Raw genomic sequence first — 20,573 nt, forward strand, 5'->3', positions numbered from 1 at the left:
TATGAACTGACCAGAACCAGCCACTTTAAACACTAGCCAGTGATTGATGCATCTACCTTTAATATTGCATATGTATGCATTATGAGGTTGCCTGTATAGATCTGGTATTTTGCTCAGTTTTGGGAGAAAGTGTGCATCCCTTACCTGTTGCCTGACATAAGGAAAAGTCAGGCAACTTTCCGTAAAGGATAATCACCATTCTGTTGCGCAAACTTGCAAAGGGGCAGAAGTTGCTCTTAAGCAGTGGCCCTGTTCTGTGGCCCTGTTCGCCATGAGGGCGGTTTCCTTGCCAGAAATACTGGTACAGCTTCTAAGGGAAATTCAGGCAGGGAAGATAAAGCCCCAAGGGGGCTTTTGAAAGTTACCCGAAATGAATGCGTGGATTTGAATCCGTCAGTTGCTTCTTAATCCATCGCTCATACTCATCGGCGTCACCCAGGCAATCAACATACGCCGTCACACAAACGCTGGATTTGTACGAATACATAACCGATTGAACCAAGAAGTAATACCCGTCCACCTCGATCACATCGCCGGTGCGCGGGACAAAATCCATTTTAAGGCTATCAAAGATATCGTTTTTCAGCTTGTCACCATCAAGTTGCAGCAGGATCACGTCAAAAATTGACGGTTTAGTCTGTTTATCCATAATAATCACCTTTACACAAATCAACTGCTCACATATTAACTTGGGGCGCTCAGGGGAAAGCTCAAGGCTCGATAGGAAAATTCAGAATCTACGGAAAATTCCTTATGGCTCCCCAGCAGAGCAAACTGTCTTATCTCACTATGGGATATTTTCAATTTATAATCTATGCTCTAAATTGGACATTTTAGATAAGAAAAAGTGATTCAAATTATCAAGTTCGGCTCTACAACTACCAATATTGAGATTCGCAAAGTAACGTTCAATAACGAGAAAATAAATGCGCTATAAAATGAGTACTATCAAGTAAAACTGACGATTCTGTCAAATGAACCTATTTGCAATATAACGTAGCACTCCCCCTGCATTAAAATAATCAAGTTCTCGTTGATTATCAATTCGAAGTACCGCAGAGATTTGTTGTTCATAACCCTCTGCTTTTCGAAGCATTATTTTGACATCTTGGCGTGGGCTAAGATTATGGTTTAAAGCGATTGAAACTGTTTCGTTCCCTTTTAACAACAAGGATTCGATCCCGCCTGGCGATACAATTTGAAGTGGCAAAATTCCCATGCCCACCAGATTACTTCGATGAATCCGCTCGAAGGACTCGGCAATCACCGCCCTTACATTCAGTAACAGGCAGCCTTTGGCGGCCCAGTCACGGCTGGATCCCGTACCATATTCTTTGCCGGCGAAGACCACTAACGGTATGTTATCAGCAATCGCATGCTGGCTCGCTTCATACATCGAGAGCACTGGCGGCTGCTCAGTTGAGGGCGAGCTGTCACGATAATTTGAATCATGCGCACCAAAATAGCGTGTGACACCTCCAATTTGCGGCGCAACTATTTTGTTCTGGATTCGCCGGTTGGCAAACGTGCCGCGTACCATCACCTCATGATTCCCTCGACGCGCACCATAGCTGTTAAAATCTCGCGGTGACACATGATGAGAGATCAAATACTGTCCGGCCGGACTTTTCTCTGCAATCTGACCGGCGGGAGAAATATGATCAGTGGTAATAGAATCACCGAGAAGGGCCAATATTCGAGCAGATTGGATCGGCTGATGGTCGATCTCGCGTTCAAAAAATGGCGGACGCTGAATATAGGTTGACGCCGGATCCCAAGGATAACAGATACTATTTTTCATTGTTAAGTTTTGCCAATAGTTATCGCCCTTCTCTATGTCCTTGTAACTTAGCCTGAACTGATTATTTGTCACTTGACGCAAGGCATTATCGAGCATCGATTTGGTTGGCCATAAATCACGTAAAAAGATGTTTTCACCGTCATAGTTCTTTGCGATGGGTTCTTTTTGTAAATCAATACGCGTATGCCCAGCCAGCGCAAAAGCAATAACAAGCGGAGGAGACGCCAGCCAGTTGAAACGAACTGCTGGATGTATTCGTCCCTCGAAATTTCGGTTACCCGAGAGCACCGCGCAGACGCTCAGCTGTTGTTGCTCAATATCAGCCTCAAGATCACCGTTAAGCGGACCTGAATTACCGATGCAGGTTGTACAGCCAAAACCGACGCGTTGAAATCCCAAGAGATCAAGATAGAGTTGTAGCCCAGTATCATCCAAGTATCGCGCAACAGCCTGAGAGCCAGGTGCCAGCGATGTCTTCACGTGGGCAGGAACCGAAAGTCCTTTCTCTACCGCCGCTTTTGCGAGCAAGCCCGCCGTTAACATTACCGTAGGATTCGAGGTATTAGTGCAGGATGTTATTGCTGCGATGACAACATCCCCATTCGTTAAGGTATGAGGCGATTCATCGCGACACTTATCATCGATGGCTTTCTGCCCCATTAATTCAATGTGCTCTTGCGTTTTTTGTTTTACCTCGCTTAACGCAAGGCGATCCTGCGGCCGCTTCGGGCCGGCTATTGAGGCTTCAATGGCAGATAAGTCAACGTATACACTCTCTGCATAAACAGGACTGGGGGTATCAGCGTCACACCACAATCCCTGTGCCATCGCGTAGGCTCGCACTCTTTCTATTAGTGACTGTGGGCGGTTGGTTAGCTGCAAATATGTAATGACTTTTTCATCCACAGGAAAGAGCCCACAGTTAGCACCGTATTCAGGTGCCATATTCGATAAGGTCGCCCGATCTGCTACTGTCAGATTTGCTACACCGGGACCGTAAAACTCAACATACTTACCGACAACGCCATACGTCCTCAACCGTTCAGTGATGGTTAACACGAGGTCTGTTGCGGTGATCCCCGCTTTCAACGCTCCCTCAAGCTTAACACCGACAATATGGGGAAGATTTAGGCATATAGGCTGACCGAGCATCGCCGCTTCGGCTTCTATTCCACCGACACCCCAGCCCAGCACACCCAATCCGTTAACCATGGTGGTATGACTGTCAGTTCCAACCAGAGAATCTGGGATCAGCACACCTTGTTCATCCCGAACGACCTGTGCCAAATATTCCAAGTTAACCTGGTGACAAATCCCCCGCCCAGGAGGAATAACCGTTAGGTTATCAAAGGCACTTTGCGCCCATTTCAAGAACTGGTATCGCTCCTGATTTCGTCGCATTTCCTGTTGCCGATTGGCAATTAATGCCGACTTTTTGCCTGTTTGTTCGGCAATCACCGAGTGGTCAATAACCAGATCAACCGAACAGATAGGGTTAATACGCTGCGGATCACCGCTAGTCTGATAGACCGCATCCCGCATTGCAGCCAAATCAACCAATGCCGGAACTCCAGTATAGTCCTGCATCAAAACACGGCTGGGATAAAAAGATAGTTCAATGTCATCATCTGCCATGTATTTCCCCGAGCAGAGTGCTGAGATAACCGCTGAAGTCGTAGCATGATCTTCATAGTGCCGCATGACATTTTCAAGAAACAATCGAGTAACACACGGCAAATGTTCTAAGTTAATTTGATAGTCATTCGCCAGCGTTTTCAATGACCAGTAGACATGTTCTTTGCCATTTAAAGTCAGTGACTGAAGATATCGTTGACGCCATGCATGTTCGTTATCGGGGATCATCGTCATTTCCTCAGCAATCACGCATTCAAGACTGCGGTTACTTTATCCTGGCTGAGCGAGACCTATATCTCACCTTGATTGTGCAAATCATCGCGCTTCAAAAGCCAACTTAACAATGCTATTCCCATTAGCGCTGAAAATAGCGAAGCCGATAAGATTCCAAGCTTAGCGGCGTTAACCAGGGCTGGGCTCAAAGCCAAATGGGCAATAAAGAGCGACATGGTGAAACCTATTCCGGCAAGCATGCCGCCCGCGAATAGATACGGCCAACGTAGATCGGGCGGTCGTATTGCCAGGCCGGTACATACCGCCAACCCGCTGAATAAGACAATACCGACCGGTTTTCCTACTACGAGACCGGCAAAAACCGCCATGTACAGGGAGCCAGACATGTCAGAAAAAGAAATCGGAACACCAGCATTAGCAAAAGCAAACAACGGCATCACCACAAAGCCTACCCATGGATGAAGTAACATTTCTAACCGCTCCACCGGGGAAAGCCCTTCCCGCGCCGCCGCTTCAGCGGTTTTTAAGACTTTGCGATCGATACTAAAAACCCCCTGCTGGCTTACCGAGGTCGACGGCACTACACATTCCATAATCGTCAGTAAACGCGCTTCGCTGACCCAACGTTCGGTTGGGGTCAACAGTCCCAATATCACTCCGGTCACGGTTGGGTGCACTCCGGAGGCATCGACTGCAAGCCAAATGAGACCGCCAACTAACAAGTATACCGCAATATTACGTATACCAAGGACCGCCATGATTTTAACGACCACAAATCCGATCACCGCGAGTCCAATATAGCGAAAATGAATGTCTTCACCGTAACCGACGGCCACTACGACAATGGCACCTATATCATCAATGATCGCCAGCGAAAGAATAAATACCCGCAAGCTTTTCGGTATACGAGGACCAAACAGGGTGAGACAGGCAATAACAAATGCGGTATCTGTTGCCATCACTATTCCCCACCCATTCTGTCCCGGCTGACCCAACTGAAAAGCCAGATAGAGTGATGCAGGAATCAACATACCACCCACAGCGCCCGTGATAGACAACATTGCTAACCGCGGTTTTTTCAGTTCTCCCAGTACGATTTCACGCTTAATCTCCAGCGCTACCAAGAAGAAAAACAATGTCATCAATCCATCATTAATCCACTCCCGGAGTGAACGCTCAAACTCAACCGATCCCGCCGTTATCCCGACGGGAGTGTCCCATAACGACAAGAATGTCTCCGCCCAGGGGGAATTAGACAGCACCAGTGCCAAAATGGTAAAAAACAGCAGTACCGAGCCAGCTGCGGCTTCAATGCGTAGAAATCGTGTTATCGGCTGGGTTAGCCAGTCAATATACTCTTTGGGCAACTGCGTGGGGTGCCCCCGTTCATGGGGTTGGAAAGCTGCTTTTTTCATTGTTTTTCCGACGTCAGTTTGATCGCTTCCGGTGGATATACCCCCTTCAGAAACTTAAACAAGTCACTCTCGGTGGACAATACCAACGTGGTATTTTCTGCCATGATCGACCGGTAAGCCTGCATTGTCCGCGTAAATTCATACAAACTCACCGCCTGTGGATTTTGGTTGTATGCCAGAGCATATATCTCTGCGGCCTTGGCATCGGCCAAGCCCCGGATCTCTTCCACCTGACGATAGGCTTCGGATTGGATCTTGTTTAAATCACGAACACGATTACCTCGGATTCTGGCTGCCTCCCCATATCCTTCAGACAAAAATCGTTCAGCAATTTGACGTCGCTCACTGATCATACGGTCATAAATTTTGGGTCTTACACTTGCATTGTAGTTAATGCGCTTAAAGCGGATATCCAATAACTCAATACCAAAGACACGTACTTTCTCTGCCGCGGCGATAAATATTTCCTCCTCGACCACCTGACGTCCTTTTTTGATCGGCACCAAATTCCCCAGTGTTAAGTCGCGTACGGCCTCAATGAGAAGAGCATCACGTAAAGGCTGTCGATCTTTGGTGGTACGGATAATTTCAATCAACTCATGTTTTGCCACCGCGTTGCGGGTTTCACTGCCCAGAATGTCATCCAACCGAGACTGAGCACTGCGCTCATCACGCAAGCGGAGAAAATACTGTAAGGGATCCGTTATCCGCCAGCGCGCAAACAAGTCGACCGATATATACAGCTTATCTTTTGTCGGCATATCTGAAGGTTCACCATCCCACTCCAGTACACGCTTATCGATCGCATTGACATCTTGTATAAAGGGCATTTTTACATTGAGTCCCGCTTCCGTTATCGGTTCACCCACCGGTTTACCAAACTGGGTAATAATGACTTGTTCGACCTCACTCACCGTATAAAGCGTCCCTTTCACAGCTAGCGCAATGATAACGAGAATAATAAGAGCAATCACTGGTCTGGCTTTTTTCATGGCTGCTCGCCTTGTTTTCCTGGCTCTGCCTTAAGATCTAGAAAGGGTAAGATGCCGTGGGTTTGTTCATCAATAATAATTTTTGAATGAATCGCAGGCAAAATGGCCTGCATGGTTTCAATATATATTCGCCGGCGTGTCACTTCTGGCGCTTTGCTGTACTGAATCAGCAAGGCATTGAACCGGGATGCATCACCTTCTGCTTCATTAATTCTTTTCAACCGGTAACCATCCGCTTCACGAATCCGCTGATCTTTCTCCCCTTCCGCCAGCGGGATCACTTTGTTGTAATCTCTGCGTGCCTCGTTAATGAGCTTTTCTTTTTCTTGCTGGGCCTGATTGACTTCATTAAACGATTCCTGGACGGGTCTAGGCGGATTAATATTTTTCAGCTGGACCTGATCAATGTTGATCCCCATGGCATATTTGGTGGCAAGTATCTGCATTTTAACCAATGCCTCTGATTCAATTTCCTGCCGGCCAATTGTAATGACTTCATCAACGGTACGATCGCCGACGACTTCCCTCATTACGGACTCTGAGACATCGCGAAGAGTGGCACTTGGTGAGCGGACTTCGAACAAAAATTTAATTGGTTCGGAAATACGATACTGAACTACCCATTCGACCAACGCGGCATTTAAATCACCGGTGACCATCTGCGTTTCCAACTCACCATCATGCTCAGAAGAACGTTGGTATGGATCATTCGCCCCCGGCGTAGCGAAGCCAAATTCTTGCTTTAACTGACGCTTTACCGGAACAACCGTCGCAATATCGATGCCGAACGGTAGTTTGAAATGTAAACCCGGCTGTATTTCTAAATGAAACTTGCCAAATCGCTGCACCACAGCGACGGAATCGCTGGGAACGGTATAGACGGCCTGCCAAAAACTCACCGCTGCGATGACAAACAATGCTACCCCAGCAACGCTTCTCAGATCGTTATAGGGAAGAAACCGTTTCATCGTTATCGCGCGTTTTTTAATACTCTCGCCCACGCTGGCCGGAGGGAGTTCTCCATGCCCTAAAGGGTCTTCAGGTGGGGGATTATGATTAGATGATGACATGAACGTTGCCTTAGGTTTTTGGCAAAAAACGATATTATTAGTAAAGATTGGTTCGCTTTGGATGATCTTTCAAGCGGGCTGGTGAAATAAAGATAGAACACAGTAAGTCCCAATCAACTTCCCATCAAGCGTAATTAGTTTCAATGTATAACCATTACAATTCATTTGAATTTTTTGGGTACTTGCCTTTATGCGACCATCTGGACAATATTAAAATACCCGCCATGGAAGAAAATACAGACGCTGACAATATACCCAATTTTGCGTCATCAATTAGGTCGGAACTGAAAGCCAAATTGGCAATGAACAGTGCCATCGTAAAGCCAGTACCAGCCAAAAGGCTACCTCCAGCCAGTAACTTCCAGTTAAGATCTAACGGAAGTATCGCTATTCCCGTCCGTACAGCCAGCCAACTGAATCCAAATACTCCCAGCGGCTTGCCCAGCGCAAATCCCATAAAAACTGCTATAGTGACGGGGTTACCAAAGTCAGACGAAGATACCTGAATTCCGGCATTAGCAAATGCAAATAATGGCAAAATGACGAACCCAACCCATGGATGAAGCACCATGACCAGCCTTTCAACCGGAGACAGCGTTCCATGTGCCGCAGCCTCTGCCATTTGCAATGCTTTCCGTCCTAAGGTATCCGATTCCCAATGTTCATCGAGCGGATACGCGACAACGTTAGCTAAAATGGCATGTAATCGTTCGCCACTTACCCACTTTTCCGTCGGTGTCATTAAACCTAGTATGACACCAGTAACTGTTGCATGTATCCCCGACGCATCCACCAAAATCCACAGCCCCCCGCCGGCTAAAGAATAAATAGCAACGTTACGAATACCAAGCAGGCCCATTCCGCGAATAATGACAATACCAGCAACAGCTAAGACAAGTACTTCCCATCGGAGGCTATTGCCATAGCTTATGGCGACCACCAGCACAGCGCCGATATCGTCCACAATCGACATCGACAGCATAAATATGCGCAAACTATGGGGAATACGTGTCCCTAATAACCCTAAACAACCGATGACAAAAGCAGTATCAGTCGCCATCACTGTACCCCAGCCATTCTCGCCGGGTTGATCCGACTGCAACATGAGATACAGAGCAGCAGGCACGAGCATACCGCCGAAAGCGGCTATGATAGACAATGCAGCAATGCGCGGGTGTTTCAACTCCCCCAGAACAAGCTCCCGCTTGAGTTCCAAAGCCACAAGAAAAAAGAACAGAGTCATTAAAGCATCGTTTATCCATTCACGAAGTGAACGGACGAATATTAACGAGCCGACATTAATACCCATCGGCGTTTCCCAAACCGCAAGGAAAGCATCCCCCCACATTGAGTGGGACAAAACCAGTGCGATAACAGTAAACAACAGAAGAACCAGGCTCGCTGAAGCTTGAATATGCAAAAAACGTTTAATCGGCTTGGTAAATTTATCAATCAAGTCCTGCGGAAGCTGAGGGATTTCTGTTTTATTTTGATGACCATTTTCCATGCTGACTTCTACCGTCTAGCTCACCAACTTATGATTAAAGTGATCTGTGAAATAACCTATCAAGGCGGATAGACAAAGCTAATGCAGTAAATCTTATTTTTGTTTAGAGAGGGTGAAGCCGCCGTAGAGATCGAGCCGGCGGTGGCGCAGGTTAGTTACGGAACCCTCTGTATTGAGGTATTTGAGTTTGTCGAGTTCGACATCGGCAAATATAATCATTTCGGTGTTTGGGCTAGCCTCGGTGATTGTTGCATCGTGGGGGAAATAAATGTCGGACGGAGAAAATACGGCTGACTGCGCATACTGTATGTCGACATTATTAACCCTTGGTAAGTTGCCAACACTACCCCCTATCGCAACGTAGCATTCGTTTTCGATTGCTCTTGCCTGTGCACATAGCCTGACTCGCAAGTAACCATTTTTGGTGTCCGTCCAGAAAGGCACGAACATGATTTGCACGCCTTGTTCTGACAGCATTCGTCCCAGCTCAGGAAATTCTGCATCGTAGCAGATTAGGATGCCGATCCGCCCTGCGTCTGTCTCAAATACCTTCACCTTGTCGCCACCATCAATGACCCAGTCTCGCTGTTCATGGGGAGTAATATGGATTTTATACTGTTCGTCTATGCAACCATCGCGGTGTAGCAAGTAAGCAATATTATACAACCGGCCGTCTTTCATTACAGGCATGCTCCCTGAGATAATATTTATATTGTACGTGACCGCCAACTGCGAAAAACGTTGCTTAATTTCTTCGCTAAACCCGCTCAAAAGCCGGATGGCCTCTACCGAACTTTGCTCTGGCCACAGTCCCATCAGTGGTGCATTGAAAAATTCAGGGAAAAGAGCAAAGTCAGATTGATAGCCAGAAAGAGACGATACAAAGAACTCAGCCTGGTCAATCAAATCGTCCACTGAGACCATCATCCGCATTTGCCACTGGACAATACCTAGGCGCACCATCGTTTTCTCAGAATCAAGGATTGACGGAGCAACTTCATCATAGAAAACATTATCCCACTCCAGCAAGGTGGCATAACCGCAAGATTTAGTATCTTCTGGCAGGTAATGCTTCATCAATCGCTTAACATCAAAATCATTAGACTGCTGGAAAGACAGGATAGGGTCATGGAGTTCCTTTCTCTTGACCTTCTCAATATATTCGAGGACAGAGAGATGGTCGGCAACTTTATGGTAGCCAGGTATCCGCCCCCCGGCTAATATTGCTTTCAAGTTAGTGTTTCGGCAGAGTTCCTTACGAGCATCATAGAGACGCCGGCCGAGGCGAAGTCCTCGGTAATCCGGGTGTACAAACACATCCAGCCCGTATAAAGCATCACCATTGGCTTGGTGCTGAATCACATTTTGCTCATTGATAATATCGGTGTAGGTATGGTTGAGTGAAAAGCGATTGTAATCAACCTTGATGGTTAGAGCTGCTCCCACGATTTTGCCACTATCTTCGATACAGATCTGGCCGTCGGGAAATTGATGGATCAAATCCATAATCGTCATTCGCGGCCACGCCCCCCCGACATCCTCAAATACCAAGTTCATCAAGGCGGCCAGTTCATCATAATCACCTGGTTCAATAGTACGAAGGTTTAACAAGGGAGTATTGGTATCCATTCTCACTATCTCAGTGTTTATCGGGAGACTATTCAGCCAGTAAGTATTGTTACCGAATACCTACTGGCTTGGGCGAACGCATGAAGAATGAAGTTTTACAGATAATCAATATGTTACGCAATTAGGCCTGTTCTACAGCTAGACTGTAATAGCTTGATTTGACAATGCTTTGTGATTTTCATGCGTTTGCCCTAACCTACTGGCTGAATCAAACATCCCGCATCGCTCAATATATATATTATGTATCAAAGAATTGGGTACGGGCATTTAATTGTTCTGAATCTCTAACGTTGACAAGAAAAATGCTATGTTCAGTCGCCATAATACTTCTTGTTATGGAAAGTCTATATGAACAAGATATAGGTGAGGCAAGACAATATTCACCCTCTTGATTTTCAATTAAATCTGCTTGAAACTGCTTTACTCAGTTTACGACTTGTTATTCAATCTGGATTAGCACATCAACCGCGTCGCTGATACTCACCCAGTCTCACATAATCCCAATAGTGCCCCAAGCAAATTGGGATATACAAGATGCTTCTCGGGCACAGATAGGTTCAGCATTGTTCATTTTTCCACACTTTGATAGTAAATTATTCTATGGATTAACAAAAGTGCAGCGAATTATACTTCGACATGTTCACTCCATATTTGCCTAATAATTAAATTCTTCCTTTTATGTTCATAGCCCACAGCACAACAACATCTCTGCCCTTGATAGATCCCTTTGACGACAAGATTACGAGAACCTTTACTGCCTCCACCTAAGTCGTAAACTTTCAAATTTCCTTCAAAGCCTGCTTTTTTCAATTGCTCTGTAATTCTCTCTTGCTCTTCATTTTTGATTACATGACTAAGCATATAAAAAACAACTATATTTTTCATTATTCCCCTATATGTAACCATACTTGGTAACATTATCCGCTATATAGCTATAATTTTAGGTTCTTTTTAAGCAATAAACCCTATAAATTAAAAAAATGACACCATTAAGGTTTAATCAGTACGTTATGATCATGTTTTATCTTTTCAATTCTCATCGATGAACTTATATTTTACTGGGCGGGATACGCTAGGTTTCTTGGGTGCTTTTCTCGGTCATAGCTAAAAGTTCTTCTGTGTGAATACCGTCAGACAAAAGCATTTTACGATATGCTTCTGATCTTTCTTCTTGTTGCTACTCCATTGTCATCGATTTACGTGAAAAAGCTCGTAAACTGCGAATGTTCATTAATAGTTCTATAACGGCTACCATGAACAAATGACCTCCACTGGCAGCCCCTTTACTGTATCAAGCTAATTAAAAAGAGAACCGAAAATGTATCGCAAATCAGCATTAACAGCCTGTGAATGAGTTTTAGCACTAACTGATAATGGGGCACAAATGAGCCAGCAAAGATCTCGCTGACACATCCACGTCAGCTCACCGGGTTCCCTGGAGTTAGCCTTTCTTGTTGTTGTTCCTTCATGTAGCAATGAGCTCTCGAAAACTTCAACTGCTAACCACACAACAAACCACCTACTAATGGGATCTCTTCACAACAACCGTTCCGAATAAGGTATACCCTAGATTGACGTCAGGCCGGTTACGGTAAAGATGTCTAAATAGGGTTGTTATTCATAAATATTGACACAAGGCAATGGATATCTAAGACCCTATCCTGACATTTAATGGGGGAAAAGCAGTGAAAGGACAGAGAATTGGATATATCCGGGTAAGCTCATTTGACCAGAACCCAGACCGTCAGCTTGACGGTATTGCCACAGACAGAACTTTTATCGACAAGGCATCGGGAAAGAGTATCGACAGGCCGCAACTTGAAGAAATGCTCAGGTTTGCGCGAGAAGGCGATATCATTATCGTCCATAGCATGGATCGCCTCGCCAGAAATCTCGATGACCTCCGTACTCTCGTGAGAAACCTGACATCGAAAGGAATCGATATCCAATTTTGCAAAGAGCAGCTTACGTTCACCAATAATGACTCCCCTATGTCCCAGCTTCTGCTCTCGGTGATGGGGGCGTTTGCGGAATTTGAACGCGCCCTTCTCAAAGAACGGCAGAGGGAGGGGATAGAGATAGCCAAAAGGCAGGGAAAGTACCGAGGCAGAAAGCGGGCACTGGATGAGGCTCAGATTACAGATATCAAAAAAAGGGCAAATGCCGGTGAAGTTAAATCCAGCCTGGCGAAAGAATACGGTATCAGCCGGGAAACTCTCTACAGTTACTTGAGGAAATAAGGTTGCCGCGCAAAACTCTCTTTACCCCATCAGAACGTGAAGCATTAACGGCTTTTCCTCAAGAGGATCACGACCTCGTCAGGCACTACCTGTTCAGTGATGCCGATCTTGCCCTTATCAACCAAAGAAGGGGGAAACACAACAGGCTGGGGTTTGCTATTCAGCTTTGCTACCTGCGTTATCCCGGAACCCCCTTACCGCCAGACTCAGAGCCACCGGCCCACCTGCTGTCTTTTGTCGGCGAGCAACTTGAAGTATCAGTCACCCACTGGAAAAGGTATGCCATCAGGAAGACGACCCGCCGTGAGCACCTCTCTGAACTCATTAACTGGCTGGGGCTGGCACCGTTTACCCTGTCCCACTTCCGTCTTTGCGTACAACATCTACTTGCAACCTCAGTCCAGACCGAAACAGGAATGGTGCTTATGAGGGCACTGCTGGACTACCTACGTCAGAAGAAAGTGGTTATTCCCAGAGTAGATGTTCTGGAGAGGATATGTGGAGAAGCGATTACTCTCGGCACCAAAAGGGTTTATCGTGCATTGACCTCAGAATTGTCCGATGGGCAGAAAGAACAGTTGGATCGACTTCTCCTACCTAGAAACCAGCAGGGGCAAACGTTTATCAACTGGTTGCGTCAGCCACATGGTTTTCCCAATGCGAAACACGTCCTAATGCATATCGAACGGATTGAATATGTTCAGGGACTGTCTCTCCCCGATGGCCTCGAAAAGGCGGTTCACCAGAACAGGTTGAGGAAAATAGCTCGTGAAGGTGGACAGATGACACCGCAGCATCTCAGAGATTTCGAACCGCTGAGAAGGCACGCTACACTGGCGGCCGTGATACTCGATACAAGAGCAACATTGATTGATGAACTCATAGACATGCATGACCGTATCATGGCAAGCAAAGAGAATGTTGCCAGGCGCAGACATGCGGAACAGTTTCAGAGCTCTGGAAAACATATCAATGAGCAGCTAAAAATACTTTCACAAGCTGGACGTCTTATCCAGACAGCTAGAGAATCAGGAAGCAATCCGTTTGATGCCATTGAAGCTTCAATCGGTTGGCAGACCTTCCTTGATAGTGTTAAAAGTGCAGAGCAGCTTAGCCAACCGGAGTTTGATCATCTTGCCCTCATCATTGATGCCTATCCCCAGTTACGCCGCTATACCCCTGCATTTCTCGATACGCTGGAACTGAAAGCCGCCACAGTCAGCCAGTCATTACTTGATGCCGTCAACATTCTTCGCCGACTCAACCGAACTAAAGCGCGCAGGCTGCCAGAAGATTCACCTACTGATTTTATTCGAAAACGATGGGCGTCTCTGGTATTTACAGAGGAAGGGATGAATAGGCGTTACTATGAACTCTGTGTGCTTTCAGAGCTGAAGAATGCGCTTCGATCCGGTGATATCTGGGTTCGCCACTCCAGGCAATTCATGGATTTTGAAGACTATCTTCTGCCTCTGGAGAAATTTCATGCTCAGCGCAGCAGTCAGGAGTTGGGGGTGGCTATCGAAACTGATTGCGAACGTTTCCTACAGCAAAAAAAAGACCAGTTGGCCAGTGCACTGAGGCATGTAGAACTTCATGCCGCGGGTAACAGTCTTCCTGGGGCCGTTGTCACAGCCAGTGGTATGCGAATTACACCGTTGACGAACTCTGTTCCTGAAGAGGCTGAGAACCTAATTAAAAAGGTATCAGCACTCATGCCAAAGGTTAAAATTACCGAGCTTCTGCTGGAAGTAGACAGGTGGACAGACTTTTCACGCCACTTTACTCATTTGAAGGGAGGGCAGCCAGCTTCTGACCGGGTAATGCTGATGACTGCCGTGCTTGCTGATGGTATCAACCTGGGCCTTACCAAAATGGCATCGTCATGTCCGGGAACATCCTATTCAAAACTCTCCTGGCTACAGGCATGGCATATCAGGGACGATACCTACAGTGCAGCCCTGGCAGAGCTGACAAATGCACAGCATCACCATCCATTTTCCCGATGGTGGGGCGACGGCACGACATCTTCTTCTGATGGTCAAAGATTCAAGGCCGGAGGCCGCGGAGAGTCAAAGGGTCACGTCAACGCAAAGTATGGGCGGGAGCCGGGAAGCATGTTTTATACACATATCTCTGATCACTATGCACCTTTCCATACACGTATCATCAACTCGCCAGCGAGAGATGCCACCTATGTTCTGGATGGTCTGCTGAATCATGAATCTGAACTCGATATTGAAGAACACTATACAGATACCGCAGGGTTCACAGACCATGTCTTCGCACTGATGCCAATACTGGGGTTCAAATTTGCACCACGAATACGTGATCTCTCAGATAAGCGTCTCTATATCGCCGGTAAAAAATCGGACTATCCGACGCTGGGCGGACTCATCGGCGGAGAAGCAAACTTTGACTATATCTCCCTACACTGGGAAGAGATCCTAAGGCTATCAGCTTCGATAGGAAAAGGAGCAGTAACGGCCTCCCTTATGCTGAGAAAACTCGGCAGTTACCCGCGTCAGAATGGACTTGCGCTGGCACTCCGGGAACTGGGACGTATAGAGCGAACACTTTTCACCCTGGAGTGGATGATGGATATTGATCTTCGACGCCGAGTCCAAGCCGGATTGAATAAGGGCGAGGCTAAGAATGCACTTTCCCGTGCTGTATTCTTCAACAGACTAGGAGAACTGAGAGACAGAAGCTTCGAGAATCAGCGTTACCGCGCAAGTGGGCTCAATTTGGTTGTCGCTGCAATCATTCTCTGGAACACAGAATACACAAGTCAGGCAATCGAAACGCTGCGGAGGCGTGGAGAAAAAATTAATGATGAACTGCTTAGTCACCTCTCCCCATTGGGCTGGGAACACATCAATTTAACGGGAGACTACATTTGGCCCAACCAGATCCCATAGCTCTATAAATCAAAGCATTAAGCTCTTAGCGTACAATATTTTCCGAATCGTCGTGTGACCCCTATCACGGTAAACAAATTAAGTCCCGCACCTCTTGATAGGTATTGTGCGTTAACACAATGCCGCGGAGATAAACATGAAGCGAATGAGAAAACCATCTCATCCAGGAGAGTTTTTCAAGGAAGAAATTCTTGACGAGAGAGGGGTTTCGGTTACTAAGGCAGCTGAGCTATTAGGTGTGACTAGAAAGACGTTAAGCACTTTCATTAACGGTCACTCTAAGTGTTCTCATACTATGGCAAGGCGCTTAGCTGAAGCGACAGGTACTGGAGTTGCATTCTGGATAACAATGCAGGCCAACCTAGATACTTGGGAGGCGGAAAATATGGTATTGGAAACCAAAGTAACCCCCCTCCCAACCATCAAAGTTGCGTGATAGATTTTCAATTAAGGCTCACTTGATTGAAAACAAAAACCCGACTATCAATCGGGTTTTTTTATGTCTGATGAAAGGTTAATTTGAGGAAACAAGTGTTCATTGGGCTGATTCTGAACAATGTCGAAAATGGCGGGGTGTCCCGCTCTTAAAACTTATTGCCGAAAGATAACTTCCCATTGCCGTGGTTGGGGCAGACAGCGAACCTTTTGTGATAGGGTTGCTCACCCACAATAATGTAGTGACCAAAAATACCTGAGTGGTCCTGGCCTGGTTCAGGGAAGCGCTTAAACCAGGCACCGTTACAGAGCAGTTGTTCCACCTCCGCGACAGCTTTCATGCTGGTTTCCCCGATTTTGATATTCATTGAACGGTAGTGCTTGAACAACTCATCAATGCTTGTGAGCGGCTGTGGTTCCTGAAACATCGCCTCAAGTAACAGCTCACCCACGGCTTTGCTATGTGGATCGTCGGGATGGTGTTTTTTCCATCGCATTAAAGCGCAGGCAATATCGAGGTCACCGTCAGATGCGGCCTGAAGCATCTTGTTCAAATCAACCTCCTGGCTATCGGGAAATATCAGGTACAGAGCAAGATCAGCCACCGTGTACTGGAGAGAGCAACGGGTCAATACTAATAGGTCAACCAGGCGCTCCTGGTGCCGTACAAACGGGTTTTCTGACTGACTGTCGTTGTCATGGTGAGTTCTCGACGTAAGCTTGTTCATTTCTAATCCTCGTTTGATCCCGCCCGTACCCGCCACTAGAGCAGGTACTACCAAGTGTAGCGCTTTGCTATCTGCAAAAATACGGGCTTTTCATTGTTATTTGGCAGAGTAACTCCCAGTGCAGTAATCGAACTGTCCAATGCAAATCGCTGTAGTATTTCGGACCGACAACATCAGAGAAGCAACATACTAATGTTGCGGAATCAGCCTCGGTGAAGTGTTACAACACCCCCCAGGGACGAAACTGTCCCGCATAGCCTTGTAGGGTGATTGATTAGGAATACAGAAAAAGGAAGAATCTTTTTGGAAACATTTCCTTGCGGTGTTTTTTATCTCTCCCTGTATGCTTCTATCAAATTATGTCTACAACGACTCATTCAGAAAGGAGAAAGATATGATCCTACAGATTGTTACTATCACGATTGCTAGTCTGGGTGTTTTGCTCACTCTTGGCCACTTCATATTCAGAGCCGGATTCTGGTTCGGAGGAGCATCTGAAAAACTCAAGCATATTGATAAGCCATCACAATGAAAAGTGAGATCCGATCGAACAAGTGCCGCCCGAAGGCGGCTCTTAGCTAGCCAGTGGAAACGTCACACCGTGAAAAAGCGTTCATCTCGGATGCAAAAGGATATGTCTCTGGCAGTTTACCTCGTTGATCTCTTCTAGCTCAGCCAGGAAAAGTTTTGTCTCATTAATACAGCCAACAAGTGCTTCTGAGCGTTCCGACTCTATCAGTAGTGAGACGGGCGCTATCTGTTTTCCGTTGGCCTCAAAGCAGTTGATCAGGTGATCTTGCAAAACATAGATGACATCGGGCTCAGCCCTGGCCGACTCATCAAACATCCTCGAATCAAATCCATGTTCCTTTAACAGGAAATTCAGCAACTCATATAAGCGGTGGGCATCATCACTGTTCCTGGCACGGTGCTCTATGGCCACCACGTTCAGCTCATTGAGCTTTGCCTCCAGATCAGCCCCCTTACCATGGCCAGCCAGGACCATACGTTTTATCTCACCCTTAACGGGTTTATAGCAAGGTTGTTTTATCTTCGGCTTAAGGAACTTGCAAAGTAGGGCATTGCGCTTTTCGAGTGGAACGAACCGATCGCTTAATGCGACATGGCTGTATAGATGCAACAGGCTGTTCTCGATAACTTCAGACAACAGTTGCTCAAAACGTTCTTTCGGCAAAACAGGCGACACTCTNAAGGCTCGTCAGCTTATTTGAATGTGAGGTTTATGGGGCGCTTACAGTTGATCAGGTGATCTTGCAAAACATAGATGACATCGGGTTCGGCCTTGGATGACTCATCAAACATCCTCGAATCAAATCCATATTCTTTTAACAGGAAATTCAGCAACTCATATAAGCGGTGGGCATCATCACTGTTCCTGGCACGGTGATCTATTGCCATCACGTTCAGCTCATTGAGCTTTGCCTCCAGATCAGCCCCCTTACCATGGCCAGCCAGGACCATACGTTTTATCTCACCCTTGATGGGTTTATAGCAAGGTTGTTTTATCTTCGGCTTAAGGAACTTGCACAGAAGGGCATTGCGCTTTTCGAGTGGAACGAACCGATCGCTTATTGCGACGTGGGTGTATAGATGCAACAGGCTGTTCTCGATAACTTCAGACAACAGTTGCTCAAAACGTTCTTTCGGCAAAACAGGCGACACTCTCGATACAAACGGAAAGATGTACTGTATATGAGGGCAGGTATCACCAAAATCAACCAAACATGATTGGAAAACAACCTGAACAGGAGAAAAGTAGATCTTTTGGCGCTTTCGCGTCAAAAACTGCCCCAAATCAAAACCAAGTTCCTGTTAACAAATTAGCTACAAATAAAATCGATGATCCTGACCTGGAAAAGTGGATCTTTTGGCGGCTTGGATAGGCTTTTCTAATTGGACAGCGTTCAGTAGTACGTGACATGCCCTTTATGTTAAATAACCTGGAATTTATCGAAAATTGCTGATGACGCGCTGCGCTTGCCGGACGAGCACCAGTATTCGGTGAACACACGCCCCGGCTCGTATTTCTCGACCCCCGTCACTCATCTTGAAAACGAACATTGGCTAATTGCAGTGCTGCAATCTTGGGGGGAGTTTTTAAGCATGCCTCGGGCTGTAAACGCTCCAGCCCGAGAACATTTAGTTAGATAAATCGTCGAAAGATCCCCCAACAGGGTACGATTATATAAAAATAACAAGAAGCCAAACAATGGACATATACAAAACAAAATCCTTTCAACACGCTCTGAAAAAATCAGGGTTGACCGACACAGATTTATACACTTCCTGCGCTGACGTCTTCTTAAACTAGCTAAATTTCGGTGGTAATCGAGTTAATAATAGTATTTAATGGACATCAAATGATTTAATTTCACCATTTAATATATCAAGATAATATCTAAACTCAGTTGTTTTTTTCAGAGCATTAATAAACAGTGTGGNCCTGAACAGGAGAAAAGTAGATCTTTTGGCGGTTTCGTGTCAAAAACCGCCCCAAATAAAAACCAGGCTCCTGTTAACAAATTAGCTACAAATAAAATCGATGATCCTGACCTGGAAAAGTGGATCTTTTGACGGCTTGGATAGGCTTTTTTAATTGGACAGCGTTCAGTAGTACGCGACATGCCATTTATGTTAAATAACCTGGAATTTATCGAAAATTGCTGATGACGCGCTGCGCTTGCCGGACGAGCACCGATATTCGGTGAACACACGCCCCGGCTCGTATTTCTCGAACCCCGTAAAACGAACATTGGCTAATTGCAGTACTGCAATCCTGGGGGAAGTTTTTAAGCATGCCTCAGGCTATAAACGCTCCAGCCCGAGAACATTTAGTTAGATAAATCGTAAAATATCCCCCAACAGGGTACGATTATATAAAAATAACAAGAAGCCAAACAATGGACATATACAAAACAAAATCCTTTCAACGCGCTCTGAAAAAATCAGGGTTGACCGACACAGATTTATACACTTCCTGCGCTGACGTCTTCTTAAACTAGCTAAAGTTCGGTGGTAATCGAGTTAATAACAGTATTTAATGGACATCTAATGATTTAATTTCACCATTTAATATATCAAGATAATATCTAAACTCAGTTGTTTTTTTCAGAGCATTAATAAACAGTGTGGGTTGATTTTCGTACATATCCATCAAAATAAAGGAAAAATGGTTTTCATTTATTTCGTTTAGAATGACTAAGCTAACCATAATAGCTTTCACATTATCATCATGAAGATAAAGATCATTTGCCTTAACAGCTTCTATTAATGCAGCAATCCTTTTTATAGGACTTTCACTAACGCGTTCTATCAACAGCCTCTCCAAGCGCATAGAGTATCTCAACAAATATATCGTTATCTTTCATCGCATTAATAGTCAGGCTACATTGCCTATTATTAACATCAAGCATTGCTTCTTTATGGCATCCGGCAATTCTACTATAGTTTATTGCAATCATTGCCACGCTTGACTTTGTCGCATCTTTGCCTAGNCTACTATAGTTTATTGCAATCATTGCCACGCTTGACTTTGTCGCATCTTTGCCTAGGTCTAAACCTAGTTCCTTTGCAATTTCGATGCATTCTTTAATTGAATTCCTTCTGGCGTTTATTCTGAGGCACTCTCTTACATTAACTTCATCAAACTGAATTCCAATCGCCTTTAGCTTTTTAATTTCGTTATTATAATCCATACACCCTCTACAACTATATTTAATAACAGAATTTATATTAATTTATTCAAGAACACTGAGCTTAATCAGCCACATAACGCAAAAAGTAAAACATAAACTTTCCGTTATAATTTTCAGGAAAAATCATCTATAACCATTGAGTTACCTGTGACTTTAACTGTTAATTTAAAACCATCAATTAATGTAACTATATATTTCTTTGTGTATTCCTGTAACATGCCATTAATTTCAAAAAAATCATTTATTGATT

The 20,573-nt window shown here is 45.5% G+C and carries 17 protein-coding genes; 4 read left to right on the top strand and 13 right to left on the bottom strand.

Annotation, left to right across the window (positions count from 1 at the left end; genetic code table 11):
• Positions 1-361: 361 nt before the first annotated feature.
• The 8 genes from BIT28_RS13895 to BIT28_RS13930 all read right to left on the bottom strand — a co-directional run bounded on the left by BIT28_RS13895 (position 362) and on the right by BIT28_RS13930 (position 11,168).
• Entirely contained in the window at positions 362-649 is a 288-nt protein-coding gene (locus tag BIT28_RS13895; protein WP_075764634.1) for a hypothetical protein, read from the bottom strand.
• A 321-nt stretch (positions 650-970) separates the two neighbouring features.
• The gene (acnA, locus tag BIT28_RS13900) at positions 971-3,664 is read right to left on the bottom strand and encodes an aconitate hydratase AcnA (protein ID WP_075764636.1); all 2,694 of its coding nucleotides are present in this window, start codon (positions 3,662-3,664) and stop codon (positions 971-973) included.
• A gap of 62 nt (positions 3,665-3,726) precedes the next feature.
• Complete coding sequence (gene nhaA, locus BIT28_RS13905; protein WP_342743771.1) at positions 3,727-5,037, bottom strand: Na+/H+ antiporter NhaA; 1,311 nt, start codon at positions 5,035-5,037, stop codon at positions 3,727-3,729.
• Positions 5,038-5,081: 44 nt separating this feature from the next.
• Positions 5,082-6,077, bottom strand: coding sequence for a protease modulator HflC (hflC, locus tag BIT28_RS13910; protein WP_075764640.1), 996 nt, complete (start codon positions 6,075-6,077; stop codon positions 5,082-5,084).
• Positions 6,074-7,147: an FtsH protease activity modulator HflK gene (gene hflK, locus BIT28_RS13915; protein WP_075764642.1), complete on the bottom strand. Its 1,074-nt coding sequence runs from the start codon at positions 7,145-7,147 to the stop codon at positions 6,074-6,076. The genes hflC and hflK overlap by 4 nt, the downstream gene beginning before the upstream one ends.
• Positions 7,148-7,301: 154 nt before the next feature.
• On the bottom strand, positions 7,302-8,654 hold the full coding sequence (gene nhaA / locus BIT28_RS13920) for a Na+/H+ antiporter NhaA (RefSeq protein WP_075764645.1): 1,353 nt from the start codon (positions 8,652-8,654) through the stop codon (positions 7,302-7,304).
• Between the two features lie 93 nt (positions 8,655-8,747).
• Positions 8,748-10,283, bottom strand: a complete 1,536-nt coding sequence (locus BIT28_RS13925; RefSeq protein ID WP_075764647.1) for a bifunctional GNAT family N-acetyltransferase/carbon-nitrogen hydrolase family protein — start codon at positions 10,281-10,283, stop codon at positions 8,748-8,750.
• A gap of 624 nt (positions 10,284-10,907) precedes the next feature.
• On the bottom strand, positions 10,908-11,168 hold the full coding sequence (locus BIT28_RS13930) for a hypothetical protein (RefSeq protein WP_139310474.1): 261 nt from the start codon (positions 11,166-11,168) through the stop codon (positions 10,908-10,910).
• Positions 11,169-11,968: 800 nt separating this feature from the next.
• Here BIT28_RS13930 and BIT28_RS13935 point away from each other — a divergent pair.
• The 3 genes from BIT28_RS13935 to BIT28_RS13945 all read left to right on the top strand — a co-directional run bounded on the left by BIT28_RS13935 (position 11,969) and on the right by BIT28_RS13945 (position 15,880).
• Positions 11,969-12,523: a recombinase family protein gene (locus BIT28_RS13935; protein ID WP_075764651.1), complete on the top strand. Its 555-nt coding sequence runs from the start codon at positions 11,969-11,971 to the stop codon at positions 12,521-12,523.
• A 2-nt stretch (positions 12,524-12,525) separates the two neighbouring features.
• On the top strand, positions 12,526-15,444 hold the full coding sequence (locus tag BIT28_RS13940) for a Tn3 family transposase (RefSeq protein WP_075764653.1): 2,919 nt from the start codon (positions 12,526-12,528) through the stop codon (positions 15,442-15,444).
• A gap of 136 nt (positions 15,445-15,580) precedes the next feature.
• Positions 15,581-15,880, top strand: a complete 300-nt coding sequence (locus BIT28_RS13945) for a HigA family addiction module antitoxin (RefSeq protein WP_075764655.1) — start codon at positions 15,581-15,583, stop codon at positions 15,878-15,880.
• Between the two features lie 148 nt (positions 15,881-16,028).
• Here the strand turns inward: BIT28_RS13945 and BIT28_RS13950 are convergent, their stop codons facing one another.
• Positions 16,029-16,607 carry a hypothetical protein gene (locus tag BIT28_RS13950; RefSeq protein ID WP_075764657.1) on the bottom strand — a complete coding sequence of 193 codons (579 nt, stop codon included), beginning with the start codon at positions 16,605-16,607 and terminating at the stop codon, positions 16,029-16,031.
• A 394-nt stretch (positions 16,608-17,001) separates the two neighbouring features.
• On the opposite strand from BIT28_RS13950, the gene BIT28_RS29570 reads away from it, so the two are divergent.
• Positions 17,002-17,139: a hypothetical protein gene (locus BIT28_RS29570; protein WP_175577533.1), complete on the top strand. Its 138-nt coding sequence runs from the start codon at positions 17,002-17,004 to the stop codon at positions 17,137-17,139.
• An 81-nt stretch (positions 17,140-17,220) separates the two neighbouring features.
• Here the strand turns inward: BIT28_RS29570 and BIT28_RS13955 are convergent.
• The 4 genes from BIT28_RS13955 to BIT28_RS29820 form a co-directional block, all read right to left on the bottom strand.
• A partial coding sequence (locus tag BIT28_RS13955) for a DUF2913 family protein (RefSeq protein ID WP_342743772.1) occupies positions 17,221-17,817 on the bottom strand: 597 nt, incomplete at its 5' end.
• 14 nt (positions 17,818-17,831) lie between these two features.
• Positions 17,832-18,410 (bottom strand): DUF2913 family protein, encoded by a 579-nt coding sequence (locus tag BIT28_RS13960; RefSeq protein WP_245823695.1) that lies wholly within the window; start codon positions 18,408-18,410, stop codon positions 17,832-17,834.
• Positions 18,411-19,665: 1,255 nt separating this feature from the next.
• Positions 19,666-19,944 (bottom strand): hypothetical protein, encoded by a 279-nt coding sequence (locus tag BIT28_RS13965; protein WP_075764661.1) that lies wholly within the window; start codon positions 19,942-19,944, stop codon positions 19,666-19,668.
• On the bottom strand, positions 19,928-20,122 hold a 195-nt coding region (locus tag BIT28_RS29820), incomplete at its 5' end, for a hypothetical protein (RefSeq protein ID WP_217696633.1). The genes BIT28_RS29820 and BIT28_RS13965, both read right to left, overlap by 17 nt.
• Positions 20,123-20,573: the final 451 nt, after the last annotated feature.

The sequence above is a fragment of the Photobacterium proteolyticum genome (assembly GCF_001939735.1).
Taxonomy (GTDB): domain Bacteria; phylum Pseudomonadota; class Gammaproteobacteria; order Enterobacterales; family Vibrionaceae; genus Photobacterium; species Photobacterium proteolyticum.